Source organism: Amycolatopsis ultiminotia, from assembly GCF_039536925.1.
GTDB lineage: Bacteria > Actinomycetota > Actinomycetes > Mycobacteriales > Pseudonocardiaceae > Amycolatopsis > Amycolatopsis ultiminotia.
In genome coordinates this window covers 136,381-157,174 of record NZ_BAAAZN010000008.1, presented here as the reverse complement: position 1 = coordinate 157,174, position 20,794 = coordinate 136,381, and the positions used below count along the sequence as shown (strand labels likewise).

The following is a 20,794-nucleotide window of genomic DNA, read 5'->3' as shown; positions in this document are numbered from 1 at the left end:
GTTTCCAGTGGTCACCTTCACCGCGGCGGTCGCCCTTCTCGGCAAGCCTCGACGACTCGCTCCACCTCCGGTCCGAGCGGTCGGTCCACCGGCATCGGCGCGATCAGCTCGGCGAGCCAGGAGTAGGTCGGACCCAAGTTCGGGGCCTCCGGACGTTGAGCTGGGCCCGGACTTGGGTCCGACCCAGCCGAGCTGTCCACAAGGTAGCGCGCCTGCCGGACCGCGATCAGCTCACAAGCGGTGACGGCGAACAGATGCTCCACAGCCTCCTCCAGCTCCGCACCGGCAGCCCACGCGAAGGCCTGCACATCCTCCTGTCCGCCCGAGGTGTCCACCGACCCCACCGTCGCCGGCGCGGCCGACCGACGCATCGCGTGCAACTCACCGACCGCGCGTTTGTGCAATGGCGTCAACCCGGCCTGCGGACCCGGGTCCGCCGACAACTGCGGCGCCAGTCCGCTGAACTGCGGGTCGAGCAACCGGTGCAACCGCTGCACCGCAATCTCCGCGACGTGCACCAGCGCCGCCTTCACCGCGTCCATCCGGAGACCGAGCTCAACCGCGTGATACCCGGTGGTCGGCACCAACCGGCCGTCAAGGAACGACGGAGAGTCCGCGGGGGTCTCCCAGGATTCGTCCACCGCACGCACCAAGTCCACGCGAGTCTGCTCCAGAAAACCGATCGCCCGCGGCCCCACCCGCACGGACACCGGCGCCTGCACGACCCCCGGTCGCGACACCGCACCCTCGACAAGCCGGCAAACCTCCGCCAACACCCCGCCGGCGTGTTCGTTGACCATCGGAGAGTGATAAACGTCTTGCGGCGCACCAAGAACGTCGACGACAAGGGCCGCGCACACAGTCTGCAGACCGACCAACCGCCGCACCTGCTCGCCGCAGATCCACGCATAAGCCTCCGCCAGCGGCGACCCCTGAATCAGGCTCGCGCCCTCCTTCGGTCCGAGCACGAACGGCTCAACCCCACGCCGCGCCAACGCTTCGGCAGCCGGCACCGTCGCGCCGTCCGCCAAGACGGAACCGATTCCGACAAACGTCTGGAACGCGTGCGCCAACGGGATGATCTCCCCGGCGCTGCCAAGCCCGCCCCGCGGCACGGCGGGCAGAAACCCGTCGTTGAGCCGGTCGACGAGGAAGCTGATCAACTCGGCACTCACCGCCGCCTCGCCCCGCAGGAAACCGCGCAACCGCATCAGCAACAACGCCCGGGTCAGCTCCGCCGACAACCACGGCGGCCCGCCGACGGCCCGGCCCACCAGCAGGTTCCGCTGATGCGCCGCCTGCTGTTCGGCGGTCAGCCGAACTCCGGCGAGCCGGCCCATGCCGGTGTTCACACCGTAGACGGGTGCACTCCCGGAATCGATCCCGGCAAGCATCGCCGACCGCGTCGCACGCAGCTCGGCCAGCAGTTCGGGCGCCAGTTCGAGGCGCTCACAGGTCCCGATGACGTCCGCCGGCTTGGTGACGATCATCGGTACGGCAGCATCGTGCCGACGTCGGCCGCCTCGGCGCGGTGCAGGATCAGGTCCGCGACCGCAACGTCTGTTGTGGACAGTCCGCGGTGCCAGAACAGGATGCGCTCGTCGTCGTTCTCCCGGCCCGGCTGCTTCCCGGCGACCACGGAACCGATTTCGGCGTGCACCCGGTCCTCGGTGAGCAGCCCTGCGTTGAGCTGCGGGCGCAGCGCGCCGAAGCGGGGATTGCCGGACTGCGACTCGCGCCAGTTGTCCACCACGACCTTCTCCACGGCGTCGAGCAGGTCCAGTTCCAGTGCGCTGATCGTGCCGTACGGAACCAGGAACCCACCCGGACGGAGGAATTCCTTCCGCACCAGCGGTTCCGGCTCGGTCAGCCGGGACGCCTCCACGAGGATGTCGGCGCCGTCGAGGGCCGCGGCGACGTCCGGGCAGACCCGCACCGGTTTGCCGAGTTCCTCGGACAGCCGACGGCCGAAATCCTCCCGGGACTCGGGACGTTTGCTGGTCACCCGGATCTCGTCGAAGTCGAACAGCGAATCGAGCAGCACGACGTTCCACCAGGCCGTGCCGCGCGCACCGACGTGGCCGAGCACCTTGGCGTCCGGCCGGGCGAGGTACTTCGCGCCGACCGCGGTCACCGCGCCGGTGCGCGCCTCGGTGATCATGGTGCCGTCGACGATCGCGCGCGGCATCCCGGTGTCGGGATCGAGCAGGAGGATCAGCGCCATTTCACTGGGCAGGCCGCGCTCGAAGTTCGAAACGAAGTCGCCCACCACCTTCACCCCGCTGACACGCTTGGCCGAGAGGTGGCCGCGAAGGATGTTGAAGTGCCCCTTGCCGCCGTTGTCCGGTACGAGATGGGTGCGCGGCTCGAAGACCACGGCGCCGTTGCCGTGGTCGGCGAGCACGTCTTCGACCGCACCGACGATGTCCGCATGCGTGATGCCGAGGGAATCGATATCGGCGCCGGTGAGATAGCGCAGCCAGACGCTCGTCACCGGGCGAGGCCCTCGATGACCTCGGCGTTGGGCAGCCCGGCGAGCGCGGCACCGGAAATCAGCAGCTTGCTGCCACGGAGCCCGCTGCCGATGACGAGTTCCGGCGCGTCGGCCACCGCCTTGTCGATCAGGATCGGCCACTGGGCGGGCAGTCCGACGGGGGTGATGCCGCCGTACTCCATGCCGGTGAGCGACACCGCCTCGTCCATTGGCGCGAAGGAAGCCTTCCGCACGTCGAGGCGGCGCTTGATCACGCCGTTGACGTCCGCGCGGGTGGTGGCGAGCACGAGAGCCGCGGCGAAGCGCACCTCGCCGGCCCGTTTGCCGGAGACGACGACACAGTTGGCCGAGGCGGACAACGGCGACCCGTAGGCCTCGCAGAACGCGGCCGTGTCGGCCAGTCCGGGATCGATTTCGGTGACGCCGACCTCGTCGGGTGCGGCCAGCGCGGCAAGCGCTTTCGCGACGGGTTCGGCGAGCAGTTCGGTACGGGTGGGCGCGGGAACGACGGTGCGGCTCCCGGCGACGGTCCAGGTGGTCACCCGACCGAATCTAAACCGGCTGCCCGATCGGCGGCAGGGCGGTCACCAGTTGCGGTGCCCGCGCTGCACCTCGATCAGCCGCGGCCGCACGTCGACGATGTACACGAGCACCGCGGCCATCGCGGGAACCCAGAAGATCAGTCCTGGCCCGCCGACGTCGAAGAGCACCATCGCCAACGTGGCACCACCGGTGATCAACATCCAGATCGGCTTGGTCTTCCGGTCGGCCGCCGAGTACGCGTCGGCCCTCTGCAGCAGCGCGTGAACGAAGGCGAAAAGCCCGACCAAGGCGCTGCCCCAGTGGATGACCCTGAGGATCCATTCGGCAACCAGCACGGATCCAGCTTACGGCAAACCGCCCACGAACCCGGCGCCCCGGCGTTCTGGAATCGATCCCGGCCACGGCCCGGCCACGACGTGACACTGGTCACCGGCACCGCGCAGCAGCAAGTCCCAGCACCGGGTTTCCCGTGGAGTCTCCGCGCGGGTTTCGGGTGCGGGGTGTTCGCGCCGGGTCCGTCGCCAAGCCCGAGATACTCCTTGGCGGGGCCGAGCCTGTTGCGGAAACCGGCACCGTGGGAATCCGAGCCCTCCGGACCACCCGGAGCAGGCCGACCCCTGAGCTCCAGAGCCCGGTGCACGTCGAAGTCCGGCCTTCTCCTCGTGCGCCTCAGCCACCCCTCCGGCTGCCGATCAGCCGGCCGACCTCGCCCACGATCTCACCAGCGCAACCCCACTCCGGAAAGAAAACCGGCCGGGCGGCCGTCCTGAAACAGGACGAGCCGCCCGGCCGGTGAGGTGTTTCCAGACCTTACTTCTCGGTCTTCGGCGCAGCCGGCTTCTTCGCGTTCGCGGAGGTACCGGTGGTGCGACGGGCCGCCGAGGTGGTCTTCGGCGCGGTGCGGTTGGCGGTCTTGCGGGTCGCCGAACGGGTCTCGTGGGCGATGTCGTCGCCCAGTTCCTCCACGGCGTCCGCGGTCTCGCCGGCCACCTCGGTCACCTTGCGAGCAGCCTTCTCCCCGACCGAACGGGTGCGCTTGGTGACCTTCGCCAGCACGCCGTCGACGCGCTCGCGGGTCTCGCCGGTCAGGCCGTCCACCCGGTCCTGTGCGGTGGTGAGGGCCTCGTCCAGCTGTTCGAGGGCCTTCTTGACCTGCGGCTGCGCGGCGATCTTGTCCCAGGCCTGCTCACCGGACTCGGCCAGCTTGTTGTACAGCTTCAGCGCGGCCTCGGTGTATTCGTCGATGGCCTTGCGCAGCTCGGCCGGGTCGAGCTTCTCGCGGAAGCTCTCGACGTCGGACGGCAGCTCCTCGATGCCCTTGCGGGCGGTGGTGACGTTGGCGCGGGCCTTCGAGACGGCGTCCGTCACGGCCTGGCTGGCCAGGTTTCCGGCGCCGAGCGCGGCCAGCAGCGGGGTGCGGACCTGGTCGAGCGCGGTGCTGACGACCTTGCGGACGTCCTCGGTGGTCTTGGGGGTGGTCATGCCGACTCCTCGGTGGTCTCTGGGATGGTGGTCTGTGTGGTGGCGACGGCGTTCTCACGCCGGAAGGACTCGTAGACGTCGAGCAGGACCTGCTTCTGCCGCTCGGTCAGCTCGGTGTCGGCGCGGATCGCGTCGCCGACCGGGCCGCCCATCGGCAGATCGAGGATGCCTGCCTGCACGTAGAGCGCCTCGGCCGAGATGCGCAGGCCCTTCGCGATCTGCTGCAGGATCTCGGCACTGGGCTTGCGGACCCCGCGCTCGATCTGGCTCAGGTACGGATTGGACACTCCGGCGAGTTTCGACAGCTGGCGCAACGAGATCTTCGCCGAATTGCGCTGCTGGCGGATGTATTCGCCGATGTCCGAGGCGATGTCCGCGACCTTGTCCATCGGACCTTGCGCTCCGCCGGGTTCTGTCATCCGGTCACCTCCTCGCGACGTTTTCGACGGTACGCGCGAGTGCTAGCTATTGCAAGCACTCTGCTTGCAACCATCGGGTGTGTTACCGCTCACCCGGTTACCGTGGACTCCATGGGTGCACAGCGACTCCGCAGGCGCCTGGCCCGGCAGCTCGTCGAAGAGGGTGCCCTGCACGAACAACGCTGGGTCGACGCCTTTCGCACGGTGCCCCGGCACGCCTTCCTGCCACGGTTTTTCGTGCCCGCCGACGGTGCCTGGGCTGCCGTCGATCGCACCGATCCGGACTGGCTGGAACGCGTCTACTCCCGCGATGTTCTGGTCACGCAACTCGATGACGCCCCGGAGCAGTGGGCCCGCGCACGCGAGTCCGGCCCCGTTTCCGGAGTACCCACCAGCTCGTCGAGTATGCCCGCAATCATGGCGATCATGCTCGAGGAACTCCTCGTCCGCGACGGGAACCGCGTGCTGGAGGTCGGCACCGGAACCGGTTACAACGCGGGTTTGCTCAGCCACCGCTGCGGTTCCGGGCAAGTGTCCACAATAGACGTCGACCCGGATCTGGTGGCGGCGGCGCGCGAACGTCTCGCCGGATGCGGTTACGCACCTTCGTGCGCGGCAGGCGACGGCGCGCTGGGCTTCCCCTCCGGAATCGTTTTCGACCGGGTTCTGTGCACCGCGTCGGTGTCCAGGATCCCGTTGGCCTGGCTGGAACAAACGGTGCCCGGCGGACTCATCGTGACCACGCTGAACCGGCCGCTTGGCGGCGGGCTGGTCCGGCTCACCGCAGGCCAAGGGGCGACCGCGGAAGGCCACGTCCTTGCTCGTGACGGCCGGTTCATGCCATTGCGGGCACACCGTCTTCCCGCTCTCGCACAACTACCGGAACCCGTGGACTGGCGCCCGACCCGACTGCCGGTTTCGTTGCTCGTGAAGCCACGGCTGCAGTTCGAGTTCTTCGCATCGTTGGAACTACCCGGCGTCCAGCCGATCCAGCTGCACGACGGAGCGGAGCCCACCTTCGCACTGACCCACCCGGACGGCTCATGGGCCCGCACCCGCCACGAGAACTCCACCACCGAAGTAGCCCAAGGCGGCCCGCGCGCACTGTGGGACCTGGCCGAAAACGCCTACGCCCGTTGGAAATCACTCGGCAAACCGGCCCGCTCCCGCTTCGGCCTCACCGTGCACGGCGATGCACAGACCTTCTGGCTGGACACCCCCGACAGCGACTTGCACTGGCCACTGTAGGTTCGCCGGATCGATGACATTTTCTCGATGATCAGCTCCGCCCTGGGAATGCCGTGTCCGGCGAGCGCGTCAAGCTGCGACTGGAGTTCCGGGGTGAGGCTGGAACACCTCGCGTACCCGATGCGGATGTCCGCGTTGTCACCCACAATTCCCAGAACATGCTCGGTTCCGCTCTTGAATGAGAACGAGTTGTGACAGTGGATCCTCGTTTTCGGGAACACCTGTCCCGCGTGCCTGAGCGCCAAGGCGATGGGGTGACGGGGCCGGACGCGTCGGATCAGGCGTGGGGAGTGTCGGCCGGATGTGTAGTCGGGGCGGGGACGGTCTGCCAGGAGCTGAGGATCCGCAGTGCGTGGTCCTCAGGGGTGCCGGGTTCGGCGGTGAGGACCACGAACATGACGTCGGGGTCGTTCGGACTGGTCCAGGTGTCGCAGTCGAGGGTGAGGGGGCCGACGAGGGGGTGCCGGTAGCGTTTGGGGCCGTAGGTGGTGTCGGAGACGATCCGTCCGTTCCACCACTCGCGGAATTCGGGGCTGCGTACCGACAGCTCGCCGACCAGTGTGGCCAGGCGTGGGTCGTCGGGGTTACTGGCCGTCTCCATCCGCAGCAGTGCCGCGCTGAGCCGGCCCGCGTCCTCCCAGTCGGTGAAGAGGCTGCGCATGGCCGGGTCGAGGAACAGCAGTCTGGTGTAGTTGCGCTCGGAGGGCGTCAGCTTGCCGAAGTCCTGGTAGAGGGCCGCTGCGGCCGCGTTCCAGGCGAGAATGTCGTTGTAGCGGCCCAGCACCATCGCCGGCAAGTGGCCGAGGGCGTCGAGCATCCACTGCACCGGCGGCCGCACCCGATGCCCAGCGCGGCGGCGCGGGGCGGGGGTCTTGCCCGCCAGCTCGTACAGGTAAGCCTGCTGTGCCTCGTCGAGCCGCAGCGCCCGCACCAGGGAGGCAAGGACGGTCGCGGAGGCTCGCACGCGCCCCTGCTCGATGCGGGTGTAGTAATCGGTGCTCATCGTGGCAAGGCGGGCGACCTCGTCGCGGCGCAGCCCCGGGACACGCCGCAGGGTCCCGTCATCGGCGAGACCCACCTGCGCGGGCGTCAGCTCGGCCCGGCGAGCCTTGAGGAACGCACCGAACTCGGATCGGGATGAACGCGAATCGGACATGCCACCACTATGCTTTCGCGGTGCCGCGGACTCGGGCCGTCAGGGGGGGAAAGAATCTTCCCCGGCACGTTTTTCCCCAGGCAGGAAGCTTCGTCTCCCGTACACGGGTCACAGCGGACACGGTGGGGCCATGCGAACCGATGTGACCTTCACCAGCGCCGGGATCACCCTTGCCGGCCACCTGTACACCCCCGACACCGCTGCCGACGGCCCGCTCGCCGCCGTGGTCGTCGCTCACCCCGGCGCCGGTGTCAAGGAGCAGACCGCCGGCGCCTACGCCCGGCGACTTGCCGACGCCGGATTCGCCGCACTCACCTACGACGCCGCCTACCAGGGCGAGAGCGGCGGCACCCCCCGCGGCACCGAGGACCCCGCCCAGCGTGTCGAGGACGTCAAGAACGCCGTCTCCTACCTCACCACCCGCCCGGAGATCGATTCCGACCGGATCGGCGCACTGGGTATCTGTTCCTCCGGCGGCTACGTCATTCCCGCCGCGGTCACCGACCACCGCATCCGCGCGGTCGCGACGGCCAGCGCCGTCGACCTCGGTCTGTACTTCCGGGTCGGCCCCGACGGCACCCAGGACCCCGCCGTCCTCCAGGCGCTGCTCGACGCGGCGGCCGCGGCACGCACCACCGAGGCGGCCGGCGAGCCGCTCCCGACGATGTCCGTGCGCCCAACTGAGGAAGAGGCACGCGCCGGCGGCCGCTACTCCTACGAAGCCTGGGAGTACTACAGCACCGACCGCGGTCGGCATCCGCGCCAGGCCGACGAGTTCACCTTCTCCAGCGTCGACAAGATCGTGAACTTCGACGCCTTCCACCTCATCGGCCTGCTCGCCCCGCGACCGCTCCTGATGGTCGCCGGCAACGAAGCGGCCACCGCCTGGATGTCCGAGGAAGCGGTCAAGAAGGCGAACGAGCCCAAACGGCTGCACTGGATCGAAGGAGCCAGTCACGTCGACCTCTACGACCGCTACGTACCCCAGGTCACCACCGAACTCCTCCCGTTCTTCACCCAGAACCTCGCGGCGAAGACCGCGCACGCGACGGCCTGACACCCCGGCGGGAGCGGTTGCGTGGCCCGGCCAACATTCGCGCCACGCGACCGCTCCCATCGCCAGGCAAGGGAAACCTCTTGAGTTCCTTGGACTTCTACAGCACGTTCGGCCGTTCCGGGCTTCGACCCAGCCCACTGGGGCCGGGCACCATGACGTTCGGCGAGGACCACGGCTGGGGCCGAGTGTCGAGACCTCCGAGGCGGTCCTGACCGATGACCTGGAGCGCGGCGGCACCTGATCGACACCGCCGGCTTGCCCGGCCCAAAGCGGCGGTCGATGGCGGATTTCCCAGCGGCTGGGTGGAGCTTCGCCTGCGTTGAACATCGCCTGCTGCCCACCTCGCTGTGCGAGCAACGGCCCGACCGTCGACTTCCCCGCGGCACGCTCCGCGTACAAGAGCACTCGGCCCGGTCAACGCGAACAGCGGCAACCTGTGGAAGGGCTAGTGGTGACCGCACTCCGCACACCGCAACGCCGCCCCTCGGCCTGTGGACAACCGGCTCGGTCTCCACAAGCCGGGCAGATCCGCAAATCGAGCGCTACCGGCAGCACCTGTGGACAACTCAGTCGAAGAGGTTCTCGAGGAAGCTGCGCTTGCGACGTCCACCGTACGGACGCGGCGAGTCCGAATATCCGCGATGGCCGCCATAGAGACGCGGCGAATCCGCGTACCCGCCTCCGCGATGTGGACGCGGCGAGTCGGAGTAGCCAGCGCGGTACGGACGCGGCGAGTCGGAGTAGCCAGCGCGGTACGGACGCGGCGAATCAGGGCGTCCACGGTGCGCAGCGGGAGCGGCGTACGGCGGCGGCTGATGCCCGTAGAACGAGTTCTCCGCACCGGCGATCTGCTCCAGCTCGCCGCGATCGAGAAAGATTCCGCGGCAACCTTCGCACTGCTCGATGTGGATACCGTTCTTCTCGACAGTCTGCATCGAGTTATTACATTTCGGACAGATCACGCATCAGCGACTACCCGGATCCACTCCGGCACGTCAGCAGGCGCACAGGCAGAACGGATGCCCGGCCGGATCGGCGTAGACCCGGAAGGACTTCGGCGAGTCGTCGAGCAACGTCGCCCCCAGGCCGAGAACGCGCCGGTGTGCAGCTTCCAAGTCGGTGACGCTGAGGTCGAGGTGCGCCTGCTGCGGCCTTTCCGGGGAGGGCCATGCCGGTGCGCGATAGTCCGGCACCTGCTGGAACTCCAGTCGAGCGCCGCCGTGCGGGTTCACGAGGGTGACCCAATCCCCGCCTTCGGCAACAGTGGGTTCGTCCCAATCAAGGACGGTCCGGTAGAAGGCGGCGAGCGCCACAGCGTCGGGACAGTCGATCGCCACACTGCCGAACGTCGGAATCGCACTCATGTCTGCCCACTTCTGTCGTCGAGTAACCAGTAAACGAAGTATGGGAGTTAGCGGTCCAGGTCGCAACCAGTTTCGCCCGTACACTGGTCAGGTGCACACCGATGCTTCCCTGGTGGTCGCCTTCCTCAACACCGTCGACATCGAACGGGGCGACGACCTGCTGGACGATCCGGATCTCTGGCGCCGCTGGGCCGAGGATTACGGCGTGGCACCGAACGATCTCGTCGAGACCCGGACCGCACGCGACAGCCTGCGCGCCGCGGTCGGAGATCCGCGTTTGCCCGCCCGGCCGCTGGACCTGCCACTCCGCTTCTCCCTGACCGACGCCGGCCCGGCGCTGGTGACGACCGATGCGGTCGCTGCGGTCCTGGCCGCCGCGACCCGGCTCGCCATCCGCGGCGACTGGGTCCGCCTGAAGATCTGTCCCGCCGACGATTGCCTCTGGGCCTTCTACGACGAATCCCGCAACCGCTCGCGCACCTGGTGCTCGATGCGCGTCTGCGGCAACCGCGAAAAAGCCCGCTCCTGGCGAGCTCGAGCGGCCGCTGTGCACAACTGAAGCCCTGTGGACAACCGGCCCACAGCCCCCACATATGCACGTGCAGCCGCACTGGATCCCCACAACTTGTGGATAGGGATTAGGCCATCACCGTGAATTCCTGTGGATAACCCCGGGGATAACTCAGCTTCCTGTGGACAACTGGATCAAACGGCCGGCGCGTGTGGTAAGGGAACGGTTCGTTTAAACCCGACCGCCCGAGGTTCATCCGATCAGACGCAGCGGCGCGAGCGGGACCCACAACCCCGGGCCCACACCTCGGCCACCATCCGCAGGCAACCCGGACCCCGAGGGCAAGCCCCGGGTCGCACCCGAGGAGCGAAGAGGCCCGAAGAGGTTGCCATGCGAAGCCCTTGGGTCCCCAGGTCTTCGTGCGCCGCCGCAGGCCATCGGGGCCGCTGCTCAAACTCACGCACCGGCCCAGGTCCTTAGGCACCACCCGGAGTCACACACCGCCCCAGGCCCTTGGGCACCGCCCGGAGTCACACATTGCTCCAAGCCCCCTTGGACACGGCCCGAAGTCGTGCACCGACCCAAGCCCCTTGGACACCGCCCCAAAGTCGTACACCGATCCAAGCCCTTCGGACACCGCCCGAAGTCGTGGGGCACCATCCGAAGACGCAAGGCGACACACGACGTCCCGGAGCCTCAGCTCGAAACCCCGAGGCATCACCCGACGTCCTGGGAGCTCGGTTGGAAACCCCGAGGCATCGTCCGAGGGCCCTCCGGCTCGGTTCGAAGTCGCAGAGGCGGCTCGGAATCTGGCGCGGAATCGAAGCCGCCCCACGGTCGGGGCCGAAGCGTTCGAGTACGCGTCGGCGGTGCAATCGCTTCGGGCGGGTTCGGTGGCGGTTCGTCGAGCCGGCAGAAGCCGGTCAGCGGAGCGACGAGGGGTTGACAGGTAGCCGAAGCCGGAGAGCCGCCAGCTGACATAACGGCGAGAAGGCCGCGAGCGAAAGCCCCGGACCCGAACCCATCAACGGGCACCGCTAACGCTCAACAACCACCGCGAGGCCACGAGCCAGGCCCGACGCGGGAACAAGCGGACGAACACAGCACCTACGAGGCACGGCAGTGGAAGAAGTACTGGCGAGTTGCCAACCACCTGCGGACAGCCAGGAGGACCGACCACCCACGCACGCTTCCCAACCACCGGCCAGACAAGTCCAGTCCGGCCACGCAGGCTCCCCGCCCTCAGCCGAACCAACCCGGTCCGGCCACCACACTCCCCAAACCCCGGCCAAACCAACCCGGTGTGGCCACCACACGCCCCAAACCCGGCCGAACCAACCCGGTCCGGCCACCACACTCCCTCACCCGGCCCGACAAGCCTGGCCCGGCCACGCACGCTCCCCTGCCACCGGCCAAGGTAAAGCCCAATCTGACCATCCACGCTCCCTAGCCCCAGCCGAATAGACCCGGTGCGGTTACCCGCGCTCTCCCACCCCGGCCAGACAAGCCCGGTCCGGCCACGCGCACTCTCCAAACCCGAGCCGGACAGAGCCGGTCCGAACGGCTGCGCTCCCCAGCTCCGGACGGACGGGACCAGTCCGATCATGCACGTTCCCCGCCCCCGGAAAGGCAAGCCCAGCCCAGTCCGGCCCCCATCGCGGCCAGCCGTGGCGGGGTCAAGACCGGTTGGGAGCTACTCGGGCCCTGCGCCGGCATCCCGGCAACTTCGGCAACTCCGCGATCCCCGGCAACTTCGGCAAGCCCGGCAACTCCGCGATCTCCGCAACTTCGGCAAGCCCGAGTGGCCCAGGCTGCCCCCAGCAACCCAAACGACCCCCAGCAACCCAAGCGGCCCCAGCAACTCGAGTGGCCCAGCAACCCGAGTGATCCAGGCAACCCGAATAACCCAGGCAGCGTCGGCGAACCAAGTAACCCAGGCAGCCAAGTAACCCAGGCAGGCCCGAAAGACCTCATCAATCCCCGGTATCCGGTGGCGCCACTAGGGATCGAAGTGAACGGCGCAGGGATTCCGCTGCCTGGGGGGTCAGCGATGCGAGGAAGTCCTGTTCCGCCTGGGTGCTGGCGATCGTTGCCTTGCGCAGGGTTTCCCGGCCGGTGTCGGTCAGTTCGACCACGTTGCGGCGTCGGTCGTTCGCGTCCGGGTGGCGGGATACCAAGCCCTTCGCCTCGAGGCCGTCGAGTTTGGCCACCATGGTCGTCCGGTCGATGCCGAGGTGCTGTGCTGCCTGTTGCTGCGATTTCGGTTCCCGGCCCGCCAACGCAAGCAGCACGCCCAGCTCACGAGCGTCGATGCCGAATGGCTCCAACGCTTCGGTGGTCAGCTCGGCAATCCGGAAGTGCGCGTGCTTGAGCAGGTAGATCAGGTTTCTGCGCAGGTCCAGGTGCTGCTCACCGGTGCTCGACATCCCCTCATGCTATCGCTAAGCTGATCGTCAGTAGTACTGATAATCAGCAAGAGGACGGGAGCACCGCGATGATCCTGGTGACCGGAGGCTTGGGCTTCATCGGCTCCCACACCGTGCGCGCACTGCTCGACATGGGCGAAGGTTGCGTGCTCGTCCAGCGCCGCAGCGCCGCAGTGCCGTCCGCCCTCACCGGGCAGGACGTGGCGGTGGAACGGACCGACATCACCGATCTGGCCGCCCTCCTCGGGATCGGCGACCGGCACAAGATCAGCGGAATCGTGCATCTCGCGGGGTCCATGCCCTGGCCGCCGGGAGCAGACCAGCCGGTCGAGGCCACCCGGACGGCGCTCGGCGGGCTGCTCAACATCGTGCAGGCCGCCCGGAACTGGGGTGTGTCCCGCATCGGCGTCGCGAGCACGATCGGGATCTACCGCGGGCAACCCGTCGAAGGCGCACTGCGGGAAGACCTGCCGTTGTCGATGACTTCCGGGCACCTGATCCCGACGTTCAAGAAGATCGGCGAGTTGCTCACCGGCCACCTGTCCGACGCGACCGGGATCGACATCGTCAACTACCGGATCTCCGGCACCTGGGGTCCGGGCGACCCGCACGGCGCGTTGTTCTTCGCCGCGCCGGAGCTCGTCCGGGCGGCCGCGCAGGGGACCGAGCCGGAGCTGTCCACCCTCCCCGCGCCGGCGTATGCGGAAGACGCACTCGACCTCTGCTACGTGAAGGACACCGGCCGTGCCATCGCACTGCTCCAGCTCGCGGACCGGCTCAACCACCGCACCTACAACGTCGGCTCGGGTCGGGCGACCACGAACGCGGAGCTGATCACGGCGATCAAACACGCCGTGCCGGACGCCCGGATCGACCTGCCTACCGGCGGAACCGGCTCGTCGGACCACCTCGACATCACCCGCCTGCAGCAGGACACCGGCTTCCGGCCCGCCTACGACACCGAACGCGCGGTCGCCGACTACCTCGCCTGGCTGCGGGCGGGCAACGAGCGATGAGCGCGACGCCCTCCCCGGGCACGACCGGAAAAGTCCGCGAGCTCAGAACAGCAGCTGCGCCACCGCGTAGATCACCAGCCCGGCCAGTGCGCCCACCACCGTGCCGTTGATCCGGATGAACTGGAGGTCACGGCCGACCTGGAGTTCGATCTTGCGGGAGGTTTCCTCGGCATCCCAGCGTTCGACGGTGTCGGTGATGACCGTGGTGATCTCGCGGGAGTAGTGGGTCACCAAGTACGCCGCCGCGCCCTCGACCCAGCCGTCCACCTTCGCGGTCAGCTCCTCGTCCGACACCAGGCGCGAACCCAGCGACTGCAGGCTCCCGCGGACGCGCACCCGAAGTTCGCTCGACGGGTCCTCGGCGGCGTTCAGCAGCATTTCCTTGGCGGTGGCCCATGCCGAACCGATCAGCTTCTGCACCTCCGCGTGGTGCACGATCTGGCCCTTGACCTGCTCGGCCCGTTCCATGGTCGCCGGATCGGTCTGCAGGTCCTGTGCGAACTCGCCGAGGAACTTGTCCAGCGCGAGCCGCATCGGGTGGTTCACGTCGGTCTTGACCGCCCAGGTGAACGTCAGCACCTCGCCGTAGACCTTGTCCGCGAGCATCTCGTCCACGAACTTCGGCGACCAGCTCGGCGCGCGGTCGGACACCACACGCAGCATCGTCTGGTGGTTGTCCCTGACCCATTCGTAGGCCCGGTCGCACATCAGGTCCACCAGCTTGTGGTGTGCCCCGTCCTCGAACACGCCGGCCAGGATCTTGCCCAGCGGCGGGCCCCACGGCCGGTCGATCACACGCTTGACCACGGCCTGTTCCATGATCGCCTGCACGTCCTCGTCGCGCAGCACGGTCACCGCGCCGCGGACCACGGTGGCCAGCTCGGAGGTGACGCGCTCGGCGTTGTCCCGCTGCGCCAGCCAGCCGCCGAGCCTGCGGGCGATGCCGACCCGGCGCAGCTTGTCGCGGATGACGTCCTCGGAGAGGAAGTTCGAGCCGACGAAGTCGCCGAGACTGCTGCCGAGCTGGTCCTTCTTGTTCGGAATGATCGCGGTGTGCGGGATGCGCAGGCCCATCGGATACCGGAAGAGCGCGGTGACCGCGAACCAGTCCGCGAGCGCGCCGACCATGCCCGCCTCGGCTGCCGCACGCAGGTAGCCGACCCAGCCTGGCCAGCCCGCCGATTCCGCCCAGGTCGTGAGCAGGAAGATCACCGTGGCGCCGAGCAGGAAACACAGCGCCACCAGCTTCATCTTGCGCAGCGCACGCTGTTTGGCCGCCTCTGCCGTCGCGCCGCCGGGCGGGTCCGCGGGCGTGACCTTCTGCGGTGAGAGTTGCTCCACAGGGCCATTGTCCGTGAGGATGCGTTTTCGTGCGTGAACCAGCTCTCGTTCCCCGGCTCCGACCGTTCACCGCGACCGTCTTCGCGGAGATGACGGCACTCGCGGTGCGGCACGACGCCGTGAACCTCGGCCAGGGCTTCCCGGACACCGACGGTCCGGCCGGAATGCTCGAAACGGCGAAGAACTCCCTGTTCGGCGGCGACAACCAGTACCCACCGGGGCCGGGCAGACCGGAGCTGCGCGCGGCGATCGCCCGGCACCGGCGCCGCTACGGCACCGAGTACGACCCGGACACTGAGGTCCTCGTCACGGCAGGGGCGACCGAGGCCATCACGGCCGCGTTGATCGCGCTCACCGAAGCCGGTGACGAGGTCGTCGTGGTCGAACCGTATTACGACTCGTACGCCGCGGCCGTTGCGATGGCCGGCGCGCAGCGGCGGGTGATCGGCCTTGCCGACGGCGGCGACGGGCGGCTCGAGCTGGACCTCGACGCGTTCCGCGCCGCGATCACGCCCCGCACGCGGGCGGTGTTGCTGAATTCACCGCACAACCCGACCGGCACCGTCTTCTCCCGGGCACAGCTGACGGAAGTGGCCCGGCTGTGCGTCGAGCACGACCTGATCGCGGTCACCGATGAGGTCTACGAACACCTCGTCTTCGACGGCACCGAGCACGCGCCGCTCGCTTCGCTGCCGGGGATGCGCGACCGGACCGTGTCCATTTCGAGCGCGGGCAAGACGTTCAACTGCACCGGATGGAAAATCGGCTGGGTCTGCTCGACTCCGGAACTGGTCGCGGCCGTGAAGGCGGCGAAACAATTCATTACCTTCGTTTCCGGCGGGCCGCTGCAACCGGCCGTCGCCTACGCGCTCGAGCACGAGCTGGACTGGGTCGAGGAGCTCCGCGGAAGTCTTCAAGCCAAGCGTGATCGACTGTCAGCGGGACTTGCGGATGCGGGATTCGACGTCCGTCCGAGCTTTGGTACCTATTTCGTGACCGCCGACGTCCGTCCGCTCGGCTTCTCGGACGCTGCCGAGCTGGCCTGGGCGCTGCCGGAACGCGCCGGCGTCGCGGCGGTCCCGGTCAAGGTGTTCACAGATCACCCGGACGAGTGGAAATACCTCTTGAGGTTCGCGTTCTGCAAACAGAATGAAGTCATTGACGAGGCCGTCGAACGATTGCGGAAACTGGGCTGAACGAGACCTTCCGATACCCCGGAACGGACGTGCAGAAGCCGGCGCACCGAGAGTGGCACGGCGGTCGAAAGCTCAGGTCAACGACGGGAAGTGGTTGTCGAACCAGCCGCCCGGATGGCCGCAGCTGAACCGATGAAACCACGCTCAGTGATCAACTTCGGCCGTTTGGGCGCCGAAGGCGGTGGCGACGTTCCGCCTTACGGGGTGGATCGCGCGCGGGAGAGATGAAAGACTCGCGAGCGGTGCTAGAAAGAGGGCAGCCCCGGGGGACCTGCGACCTGGCCGAAGTGAACCCCAGCAAGATCAGACTCGTGCGGTGGGGCGCATGAGCCTCAGGCGCGGACGGGTGGTGGTGGCGTGACCGGCATGGCAGCCGTGCGCAACGTCGCGCCCCCCGCCCCGGCCGACGGTTTCGGGACCAGCGCGGGAGCGCTCGGGACCAGCACCGCTCCGGCAGAGACCCTCGGGACCAGCGCCGGTCCGGCGGTATCTCTCGGAGCCAACGCCACTTCGGTGGCACCCCTGGGGACCAGCGCCACTCACGCAGCACCCCTCGGGACCAGCCCGACCCCAGCCGGGCCCCTCGAAACCACCGCCACTCACGCAGCACCCCCCGGGACCGGCGCGACTCCGGCGGCACCGCTCGAGACCAGCGCTCAGGCAGCGGCCCTCGAGGTGGGCGCCGGTTCAGCGGGGCCGTTGGGGATCAGCGCCGCGCTGGCGGAGGAGGGCGTGACCAGCGTAGTTCCGGCGATGTCCGGGCGGCCGGGTGACGGGCGGCGGTCGCCGGGTGGAGGGGTCGGCCGCGGGGCGTGGGGTGGGCGCAGGCCCCGGCCGTGGGCCACGTCGATTGCTCGGCCGGCGGCGCGGATTGCGTTGACCGGCGGGCTCGCGGTGGCCGGATGGTTGCTCGGCGCGACGCTGTCGCAGCCAACTGCGTCGGCGGACCAACGGCCGCCCGGCGCGGGTGACCGGCCCGCCGCCACTGCACCCGGGGCCGAGCACGGACGGGACGGCGAACGGGGGCGAGGACACGCCGTGCCCGATACGTCGGGCACGCTGACCTGGGCTTCTCCACACTCCGGCCACCATGCGGGTTCCGCACACCACGACCGCGCGGGCGGTGCCGGTGACCGTTCAGCCGGCTGGACCGGCAGCGGAAGCCGACCCGGCACCGACCGTCCCGGCAAGGGAAAAACCGCGAGCCCGCACGGCGGTCACGGCTCGGCAAGCCAGACAGCCGACGCCGCCACCAGCCAGCACGGCGGTCACGGCTCGGCAAACCGGCACGGCACCGGCCAAGCCGACGACGGGATGTCCTCGAAGCCGAGCACCACCGGTATCGCCAACGCTGCCGGTCAGGGCGGTACTGCCCAAACCGGCGGGAGCGACACCACCGGTCCGATCGGCATCGTCCGGCCGGGCGCGAATGCCGGGACCGGGCAGACCACCACCGGCGCGGCCGGGCAATCCGCAGGCACCGGCCCGGACGTCGGCGGCGGCCAACCCGGCACCGAACTCGGGAGTCCGCTACCAAGCGTCGACATACCGGTCGCGAGTCAGCCGAGCAACACCCCGCCTCCAGTCACCATCGATCACCACGGCACCAGCCCTCCGGCCACCGCTGACCGCAACAGCGCCAACCCTCCGGCCTCTATCGGCCAGAACAGCACCGACGTTCCGATCGTCAGCGGCCAACCCGGCACCGAACCCCCGACTGGCACCAATCCGACTGGCACCAAACCCCCCGCGGGCGACGACCGGCCCGGCACCGCCCCTCCGGTCACCACTGGCCCGGACGGCACCACGCCCCCGGACGGCACCGGCACCAAGGCCCCGGCCGGCGACGATCAAAACGGCGCTCAGCCCGACGACCCAACCGACGCTCGGCCGCCGGCCATCCACCTCCCGGTCACGAGCGACCCGACCGGCGCCAACGGCCTACCCGGCGCCAACTCCCCGGCCACCGGCGACCAACCCGGCCGCACGAGCACCGATCCCGGCCCCGTGGCCGGGCAGGCGCCGGGGTTGCTCGGGGGGCTCCTCGGCGTTGCCGGGGGTGCGCTCGGCGGCACGGTTGACGATCTCTTCCGCGACACCCTCACCACCGTCCACGAGGTGACCGGGACCGGCGATGTCGGCGTTGCGGATCCGCTGCTTCCCATCGAGGACGTCGTCGGGCCGGTGTTCACCGGCGGCTCGGCCAGTGGCGGGGTCACGGTGACCGCACCGCTGCCGGTTCCCCAAGCCGCACCGGCACGCACACCGGCACCGGCGCCGGTGAAAACCCCGGCCGACCCGGCTGTCACGCCGGACGCCGGGTCGCCGGTGAAGGTGCTGTTGCAGGTCCGTCCCCGCGGCGACGCCGGGCACGGCGGCACGGCCGGGCACGGCTCCGAAAACGAGAGCACGCGCGTTGCCGGTGGTGGCAGCGGCGGCGGGGGCGGGCTGCCCGCCGCGCCGAGTGCGCCTTCCGCGCCGGTCAGCTTCGCCGGTCCGGGGCACGACGGGCCGGGCGGGGTCCGGCTTCCGTTCGCCATCGCGACCGACGGCGACACCGTCACCCAGCTGAAGCTCATCGGCGTCAGCCGCGACCACGAGGTCGACGGCGCCGGCAGGGATGCCGCCCTGCCCACCACCTCCCCGGACTGACCGCTCGACCGGTCCTCCGGGGAGAGCCACGTCCAGACCAAGATCAACTTCGCGGAATTCGCCCGCGCCCGGCTCGCCCCACCGCACGAAGAACCAGGGGCTGCTCCATGTTCGCAACCACTTCGCTCCCCGACCGGCCGACCGCGCCCGGCCGGATCGGGTCCTGGTCCCGGCGCCGCGCTGCCCCCGCGGCGCCGGGACCCACCACGGGCGTGCTCCGGAGGTTCCCGCTCACCGCGCCGAGCGGGAACCTGCGCCAACCGAAGCGCGCCTGAGCCGTCGGCGTTTCCCGGCACTTCGAGGGGCTGTGCCGGGAAGCCGCCGCGGCGTCCGCTCCTCCGCGAGCGGACGAACAGCCGGTGCGCCGGATGCGTGACCGCCACCCTCCCTGGAGTGGCCGGACCGCCCGGTGCACCGGCTGTTCTACGTCACCGGTACCTGCCCGGCCGGCACGTCCGCGCGGCCCCGCACCGAAGCCGCCGCCGCGCTGACCCTGCGCACCGCCTCCACCAGCTGCTCCCGCGGCAGTCCGAAGGGCAGTCGAAGCCACCGTTCCAGCCCGCCGTGCACGCCGAACCGCGAACCGGGAGCCAGCTGTACCCCGTGGTTCGCCGCGGACACCGCCAGCCGGGTGCTCATCGGCTCCGGCAGCCGGCACCACAGCGACAGTCCGCCTGCCGGCAGTTCGAACGTCCATTCCGGACAGTGCGTGCGCAGTGCCGCGGCCAGGGTGTCCCGCTGCTCCCGCAGTTCCACCCGGCGCCGGGCGAGCGCGGCGTACCCGTCCGGTTCCAGCAGCTCGGCGAGCACCAGCTGGTCGAATACCGGCGCGCCGAGGTCCACCGCGAACCGCGGCGACAGCAGCCGGTCCAGCAATTCGCTCGACGCGCGGATCCAGCCGAGCCGCAACCCACCCCACTGTGATTTGGCCGCCGACCCCACGGTCAGCGCCAGGTCGCCGGCGAACGCGGCCAGTGGCGGCGGCCCGTTCACCGGGTCCCCTTCGTAGTCCAGTTCCACCAGTGATTCGTCGACCACCACCGGCGTACGGGACCGGGCGAGCAGACCGCCGAGACGTTCCCTGCCCGCCGCGTCCATCCGCAGGCCGGTCGGGTTCTGGAAGTCGACCACGAGGTAGCCCACCCGCGGCGCGGCCTGCCGGACGGCGGCCTCGATCCCGACCGGGTCCCAGCCACGGACCGGGTCCAGCGCAACCGGCACCGGCAGCGCGTGCGTGGCCCGCACGGCATCGATCGCGTTCGGGTAGGTCGGCTGCTCGACCAGCACCCGATCCCCCGGCCCGGCAAGCATGCGCAGGCACAGCACGAACGCCGAGTACGCCCCGGAGGTCACCATGATCTGCTCCGGCGTGGTGGGCAGCCCACGCGCGACGTAGCGTTCGGCGATCCGTTCCCGCAGCCGGGGCAAACCGCCGGTGAGATAGCCGTTGCCGGTGAGGTGATCCGCCAGCTCACGGCGTGCGGTGTCGACGGCCGCCAGCATCCCCGGCAACGCGGCCGGTGCCGCCCTGGCCAGGTCGAGCAGGTCGTCCCGGGCGGACGAGCCCGCCTCCCGGTGTCCGGTGGCAGCGACCCACGAACCGGCACCGCGGCGGCTGGCGATGAGACCGTCCTCCCGCAACCGGTCCAGTGCAGCACCGATCAGCGTGCGGCTGACCCCGAGCTCGTCGGCCAGCTCCCGTTCCGCGGGCAGCCGGGTGCCGATCGGCAGCTGACCGTCGAGCACGTGCAGTTCGACGGCGGCGGCGAGGTCGGCGGCGCCTTGCCGGGAACCCCGGCGCCGCCACTCGCCCAGCAAGGTGGCCAATCTTGCACCGGAGATCCGGCCACCGAACGGTATCTGCGGATCCATAAGGCCAATTATCCACG

At 69.5% G+C, this 20,794-nt stretch carries 18 protein-coding genes; 6 read left to right on the top strand and 12 right to left on the bottom strand.

Annotation, left to right across the window (positions count from 1 at the left end):
* Window positions 1–17: 17 nt before the first annotated feature.
* The 6 genes from ABD793_RS19995 to ABD793_RS19970 form a co-directional block, all read right to left on the bottom strand.
* The gene (locus ABD793_RS19995; RefSeq protein ID WP_344862087.1) at window positions 18–1,490 is read right to left on the bottom strand and encodes an aromatic amino acid lyase; all 1,473 of its coding nucleotides are present in this window, start codon (window positions 1,488–1,490) and stop codon (window positions 18–20) included.
* Window positions 1,487–2,494 carry an ornithine cyclodeaminase family protein gene (locus ABD793_RS19990; protein WP_344862085.1) on the bottom strand — a complete coding sequence of 336 codons (1,008 nt, stop codon included), beginning with the start codon at window positions 2,492–2,494 and terminating at the stop codon, window positions 1,487–1,489. The genes ABD793_RS19995 and ABD793_RS19990 overlap by 4 nt, the downstream gene beginning before the upstream one ends.
* Window positions 2,491–3,036 (bottom strand): YbaK/EbsC family protein, encoded by a 546-nt coding sequence (locus ABD793_RS19985; RefSeq protein WP_344862083.1) that lies wholly within the window; start codon window positions 3,034–3,036, stop codon window positions 2,491–2,493. Before ABD793_RS19985 ends, ABD793_RS19990 begins: the two co-directional genes overlap by 4 nt.
* A 42-nt stretch (window positions 3,037–3,078) precedes the next feature.
* Window positions 3,079–3,372 carry a DUF2516 family protein gene (locus ABD793_RS19980; RefSeq protein WP_344862081.1) on the bottom strand — a complete coding sequence of 98 codons (294 nt, stop codon included), beginning with the start codon at window positions 3,370–3,372 and terminating at the stop codon, window positions 3,079–3,081.
* A 475-nt stretch (window positions 3,373–3,847) separates the two neighbouring features.
* Window positions 3,848–4,519, bottom strand: a complete 672-nt coding sequence (locus tag ABD793_RS19975; RefSeq protein ID WP_344862079.1) for a hypothetical protein — start codon at window positions 4,517–4,519, stop codon at window positions 3,848–3,850.
* Entirely contained in the window at window positions 4,516–4,908 is a 393-nt protein-coding gene (locus ABD793_RS19970; RefSeq protein ID WP_344862484.1) for a helix-turn-helix domain-containing protein, read from the bottom strand. The genes ABD793_RS19975 and ABD793_RS19970 overlap by 4 nt, the downstream gene beginning before the upstream one ends.
* A 141-nt stretch (window positions 4,909–5,049) precedes the next feature.
* On the opposite strand from ABD793_RS19970, the gene ABD793_RS19965 reads away from it, so the two are divergent.
* Window positions 5,050–6,186 (top strand): methyltransferase domain-containing protein, encoded by a 1,137-nt coding sequence (locus ABD793_RS19965; RefSeq protein ID WP_344862077.1) that lies wholly within the window; start codon window positions 5,050–5,052, stop codon window positions 6,184–6,186.
* Between the two features lie 277 nt (window positions 6,187–6,463).
* Here ABD793_RS19965 and ABD793_RS19960 read toward each other — a convergent pair whose 3' ends face one another.
* Complete coding sequence (locus ABD793_RS19960) at window positions 6,464–7,342, bottom strand: helix-turn-helix domain-containing protein (protein WP_344862075.1); 879 nt, start codon at window positions 7,340–7,342, stop codon at window positions 6,464–6,466.
* Between the two features lie 130 nt (window positions 7,343–7,472).
* On the opposite strand from ABD793_RS19960, the gene ABD793_RS19955 reads away from it, so the two are divergent.
* Entirely contained in the window at window positions 7,473–8,399 is a 927-nt protein-coding gene (locus ABD793_RS19955) for an alpha/beta hydrolase (protein WP_344862073.1), read from the top strand.
* Between the two features lie 566 nt (window positions 8,400–8,965).
* Here the strand turns inward: ABD793_RS19955 and ABD793_RS19950 are convergent.
* Together ABD793_RS19950 and ABD793_RS19945 are read right to left on the bottom strand one after the other, a co-directional pair.
* A complete protein-coding gene (locus ABD793_RS19950) occupies window positions 8,966–9,361 on the bottom strand; it encodes a TFIIB-type zinc ribbon-containing protein (protein ID WP_425548727.1) in 396 nt (131 codons plus the stop codon).
* 33 nt (window positions 9,362–9,394) lie between these two features.
* Window positions 9,395–9,763, bottom strand: coding sequence for a VOC family protein (locus ABD793_RS19945; RefSeq protein ID WP_344862071.1), 369 nt, complete (start codon window positions 9,761–9,763; stop codon window positions 9,395–9,397).
* Window positions 9,764–9,854: 91 nt separating this feature from the next.
* On the opposite strand from ABD793_RS19945, the gene ABD793_RS19940 reads away from it, so the two are divergent.
* Entirely contained in the window at window positions 9,855–10,322 is a 468-nt protein-coding gene (locus ABD793_RS19940) for a CGNR zinc finger domain-containing protein (protein WP_344862069.1), read from the top strand.
* Window positions 10,323–12,247: 1,925 nt separating this feature from the next.
* On the opposite strand, the gene ABD793_RS19935 is transcribed toward ABD793_RS19940, so the two are convergent.
* Complete coding sequence (locus tag ABD793_RS19935; RefSeq protein WP_344862067.1) at window positions 12,248–12,700, bottom strand: MarR family winged helix-turn-helix transcriptional regulator; 453 nt, start codon at window positions 12,698–12,700, stop codon at window positions 12,248–12,250.
* 68 nt (window positions 12,701–12,768) lie between these two features.
* Here ABD793_RS19935 and ABD793_RS19930 point away from each other — a divergent pair, with 68 nt between their 5' ends.
* On the top strand, window positions 12,769–13,716 hold the full coding sequence (locus ABD793_RS19930) for an NAD-dependent epimerase/dehydratase family protein (protein WP_344862065.1): 948 nt from the start codon (window positions 12,769–12,771) through the stop codon (window positions 13,714–13,716).
* Window positions 13,717–13,758: 42 nt separating this feature from the next.
* Here ABD793_RS19930 and ABD793_RS19925 read toward each other — a convergent pair whose 3' ends face one another.
* The gene (locus tag ABD793_RS19925; protein WP_344862062.1) at window positions 13,759–15,057 is read right to left on the bottom strand and encodes a DUF445 domain-containing protein; all 1,299 of its coding nucleotides are present in this window, start codon (window positions 15,055–15,057) and stop codon (window positions 13,759–13,761) included.
* Window positions 15,058–15,086: 29 nt separating this feature from the next.
* Between ABD793_RS19925 and ABD793_RS19920 the strand changes: the two genes are divergently transcribed.
* Together ABD793_RS19920 and ABD793_RS19915 are read left to right on the top strand one after the other, a co-directional pair.
* Window positions 15,087–16,253: a pyridoxal phosphate-dependent aminotransferase gene (locus ABD793_RS19920; RefSeq protein ID WP_344862061.1), complete on the top strand. Its 1,167-nt coding sequence runs from the start codon at window positions 15,087–15,089 to the stop codon at window positions 16,251–16,253.
* A 2,007-nt stretch (window positions 16,254–18,260) separates the two neighbouring features.
* The gene (locus ABD793_RS19915) at window positions 18,261–18,905 is read left to right on the top strand and encodes a hypothetical protein (RefSeq protein ID WP_344862059.1); all 645 of its coding nucleotides are present in this window, start codon (window positions 18,261–18,263) and stop codon (window positions 18,903–18,905) included.
* Window positions 18,906–19,328: 423 nt separating this feature from the next.
* Here the strand turns inward: ABD793_RS19915 and yczR are convergent, their stop codons facing one another.
* Window positions 19,329–20,777 (bottom strand): MocR-like transcription factor YczR, encoded by a 1,449-nt coding sequence (yczR, locus tag ABD793_RS19910; RefSeq protein WP_344862057.1) that lies wholly within the window; start codon window positions 20,775–20,777, stop codon window positions 19,329–19,331.
* Window positions 20,778–20,794 lie beyond the last annotated feature (17 nt).

What these genes read in the sequence shown, in the direction of transcription:
- ABD793_RS19970 (WP_344862484.1), bottom strand. Translation starts at nt 4,908, where the DNA reads ATGGACAAGGTCGCGGACATCGCCTCGGACATCGGCGAATACATCCGC.
- ABD793_RS19935 (WP_344862067.1), bottom strand. Translation starts at nt 12,700, where the DNA reads ATGTCGAGCACCGGTGAGCAGCACCTGGACCTGCGCAGAAACCTGATC.
- ABD793_RS19930 (WP_344862065.1), top strand. Translation starts at nt 12,769, where the DNA reads ATGATCCTGGTGACCGGAGGCTTGGGCTTCATCGGCTCCCACACCGTG.
- ABD793_RS19945 (WP_344862071.1), bottom strand. Translation starts at nt 9,763, where the DNA reads ATGAGTGCGATTCCGACGTTCGGCAGTGTGGCGATCGACTGTCCCGAC.
- ABD793_RS19995 (WP_344862087.1), bottom strand. Translation starts at nt 1,490, where the DNA reads ATGATCGTCACCAAGCCGGCGGACGTCATCGGGACCTGTGAGCGCCTC.
- ABD793_RS19960 (WP_344862075.1), bottom strand. Translation starts at nt 7,342, where the DNA reads ATGTCCGATTCGCGTTCATCCCGATCCGAGTTCGGTGCGTTCCTCAAG.
- ABD793_RS19965 (WP_344862077.1), top strand. Translation starts at nt 5,050, where the DNA reads ATGGGTGCACAGCGACTCCGCAGGCGCCTGGCCCGGCAGCTCGTCGAA.
- ABD793_RS19955 (WP_344862073.1), top strand. Translation starts at nt 7,473, where the DNA reads ATGCGAACCGATGTGACCTTCACCAGCGCCGGGATCACCCTTGCCGGC.
- yczR (WP_344862057.1), bottom strand. Translation starts at nt 20,777, where the DNA reads ATGGATCCGCAGATACCGTTCGGTGGCCGGATCTCCGGTGCAAGATTG.
- ABD793_RS19975 (WP_344862079.1), bottom strand. Translation starts at nt 4,519, where the DNA reads ATGACCACCCCCAAGACCACCGAGGACGTCCGCAAGGTCGTCAGCACC.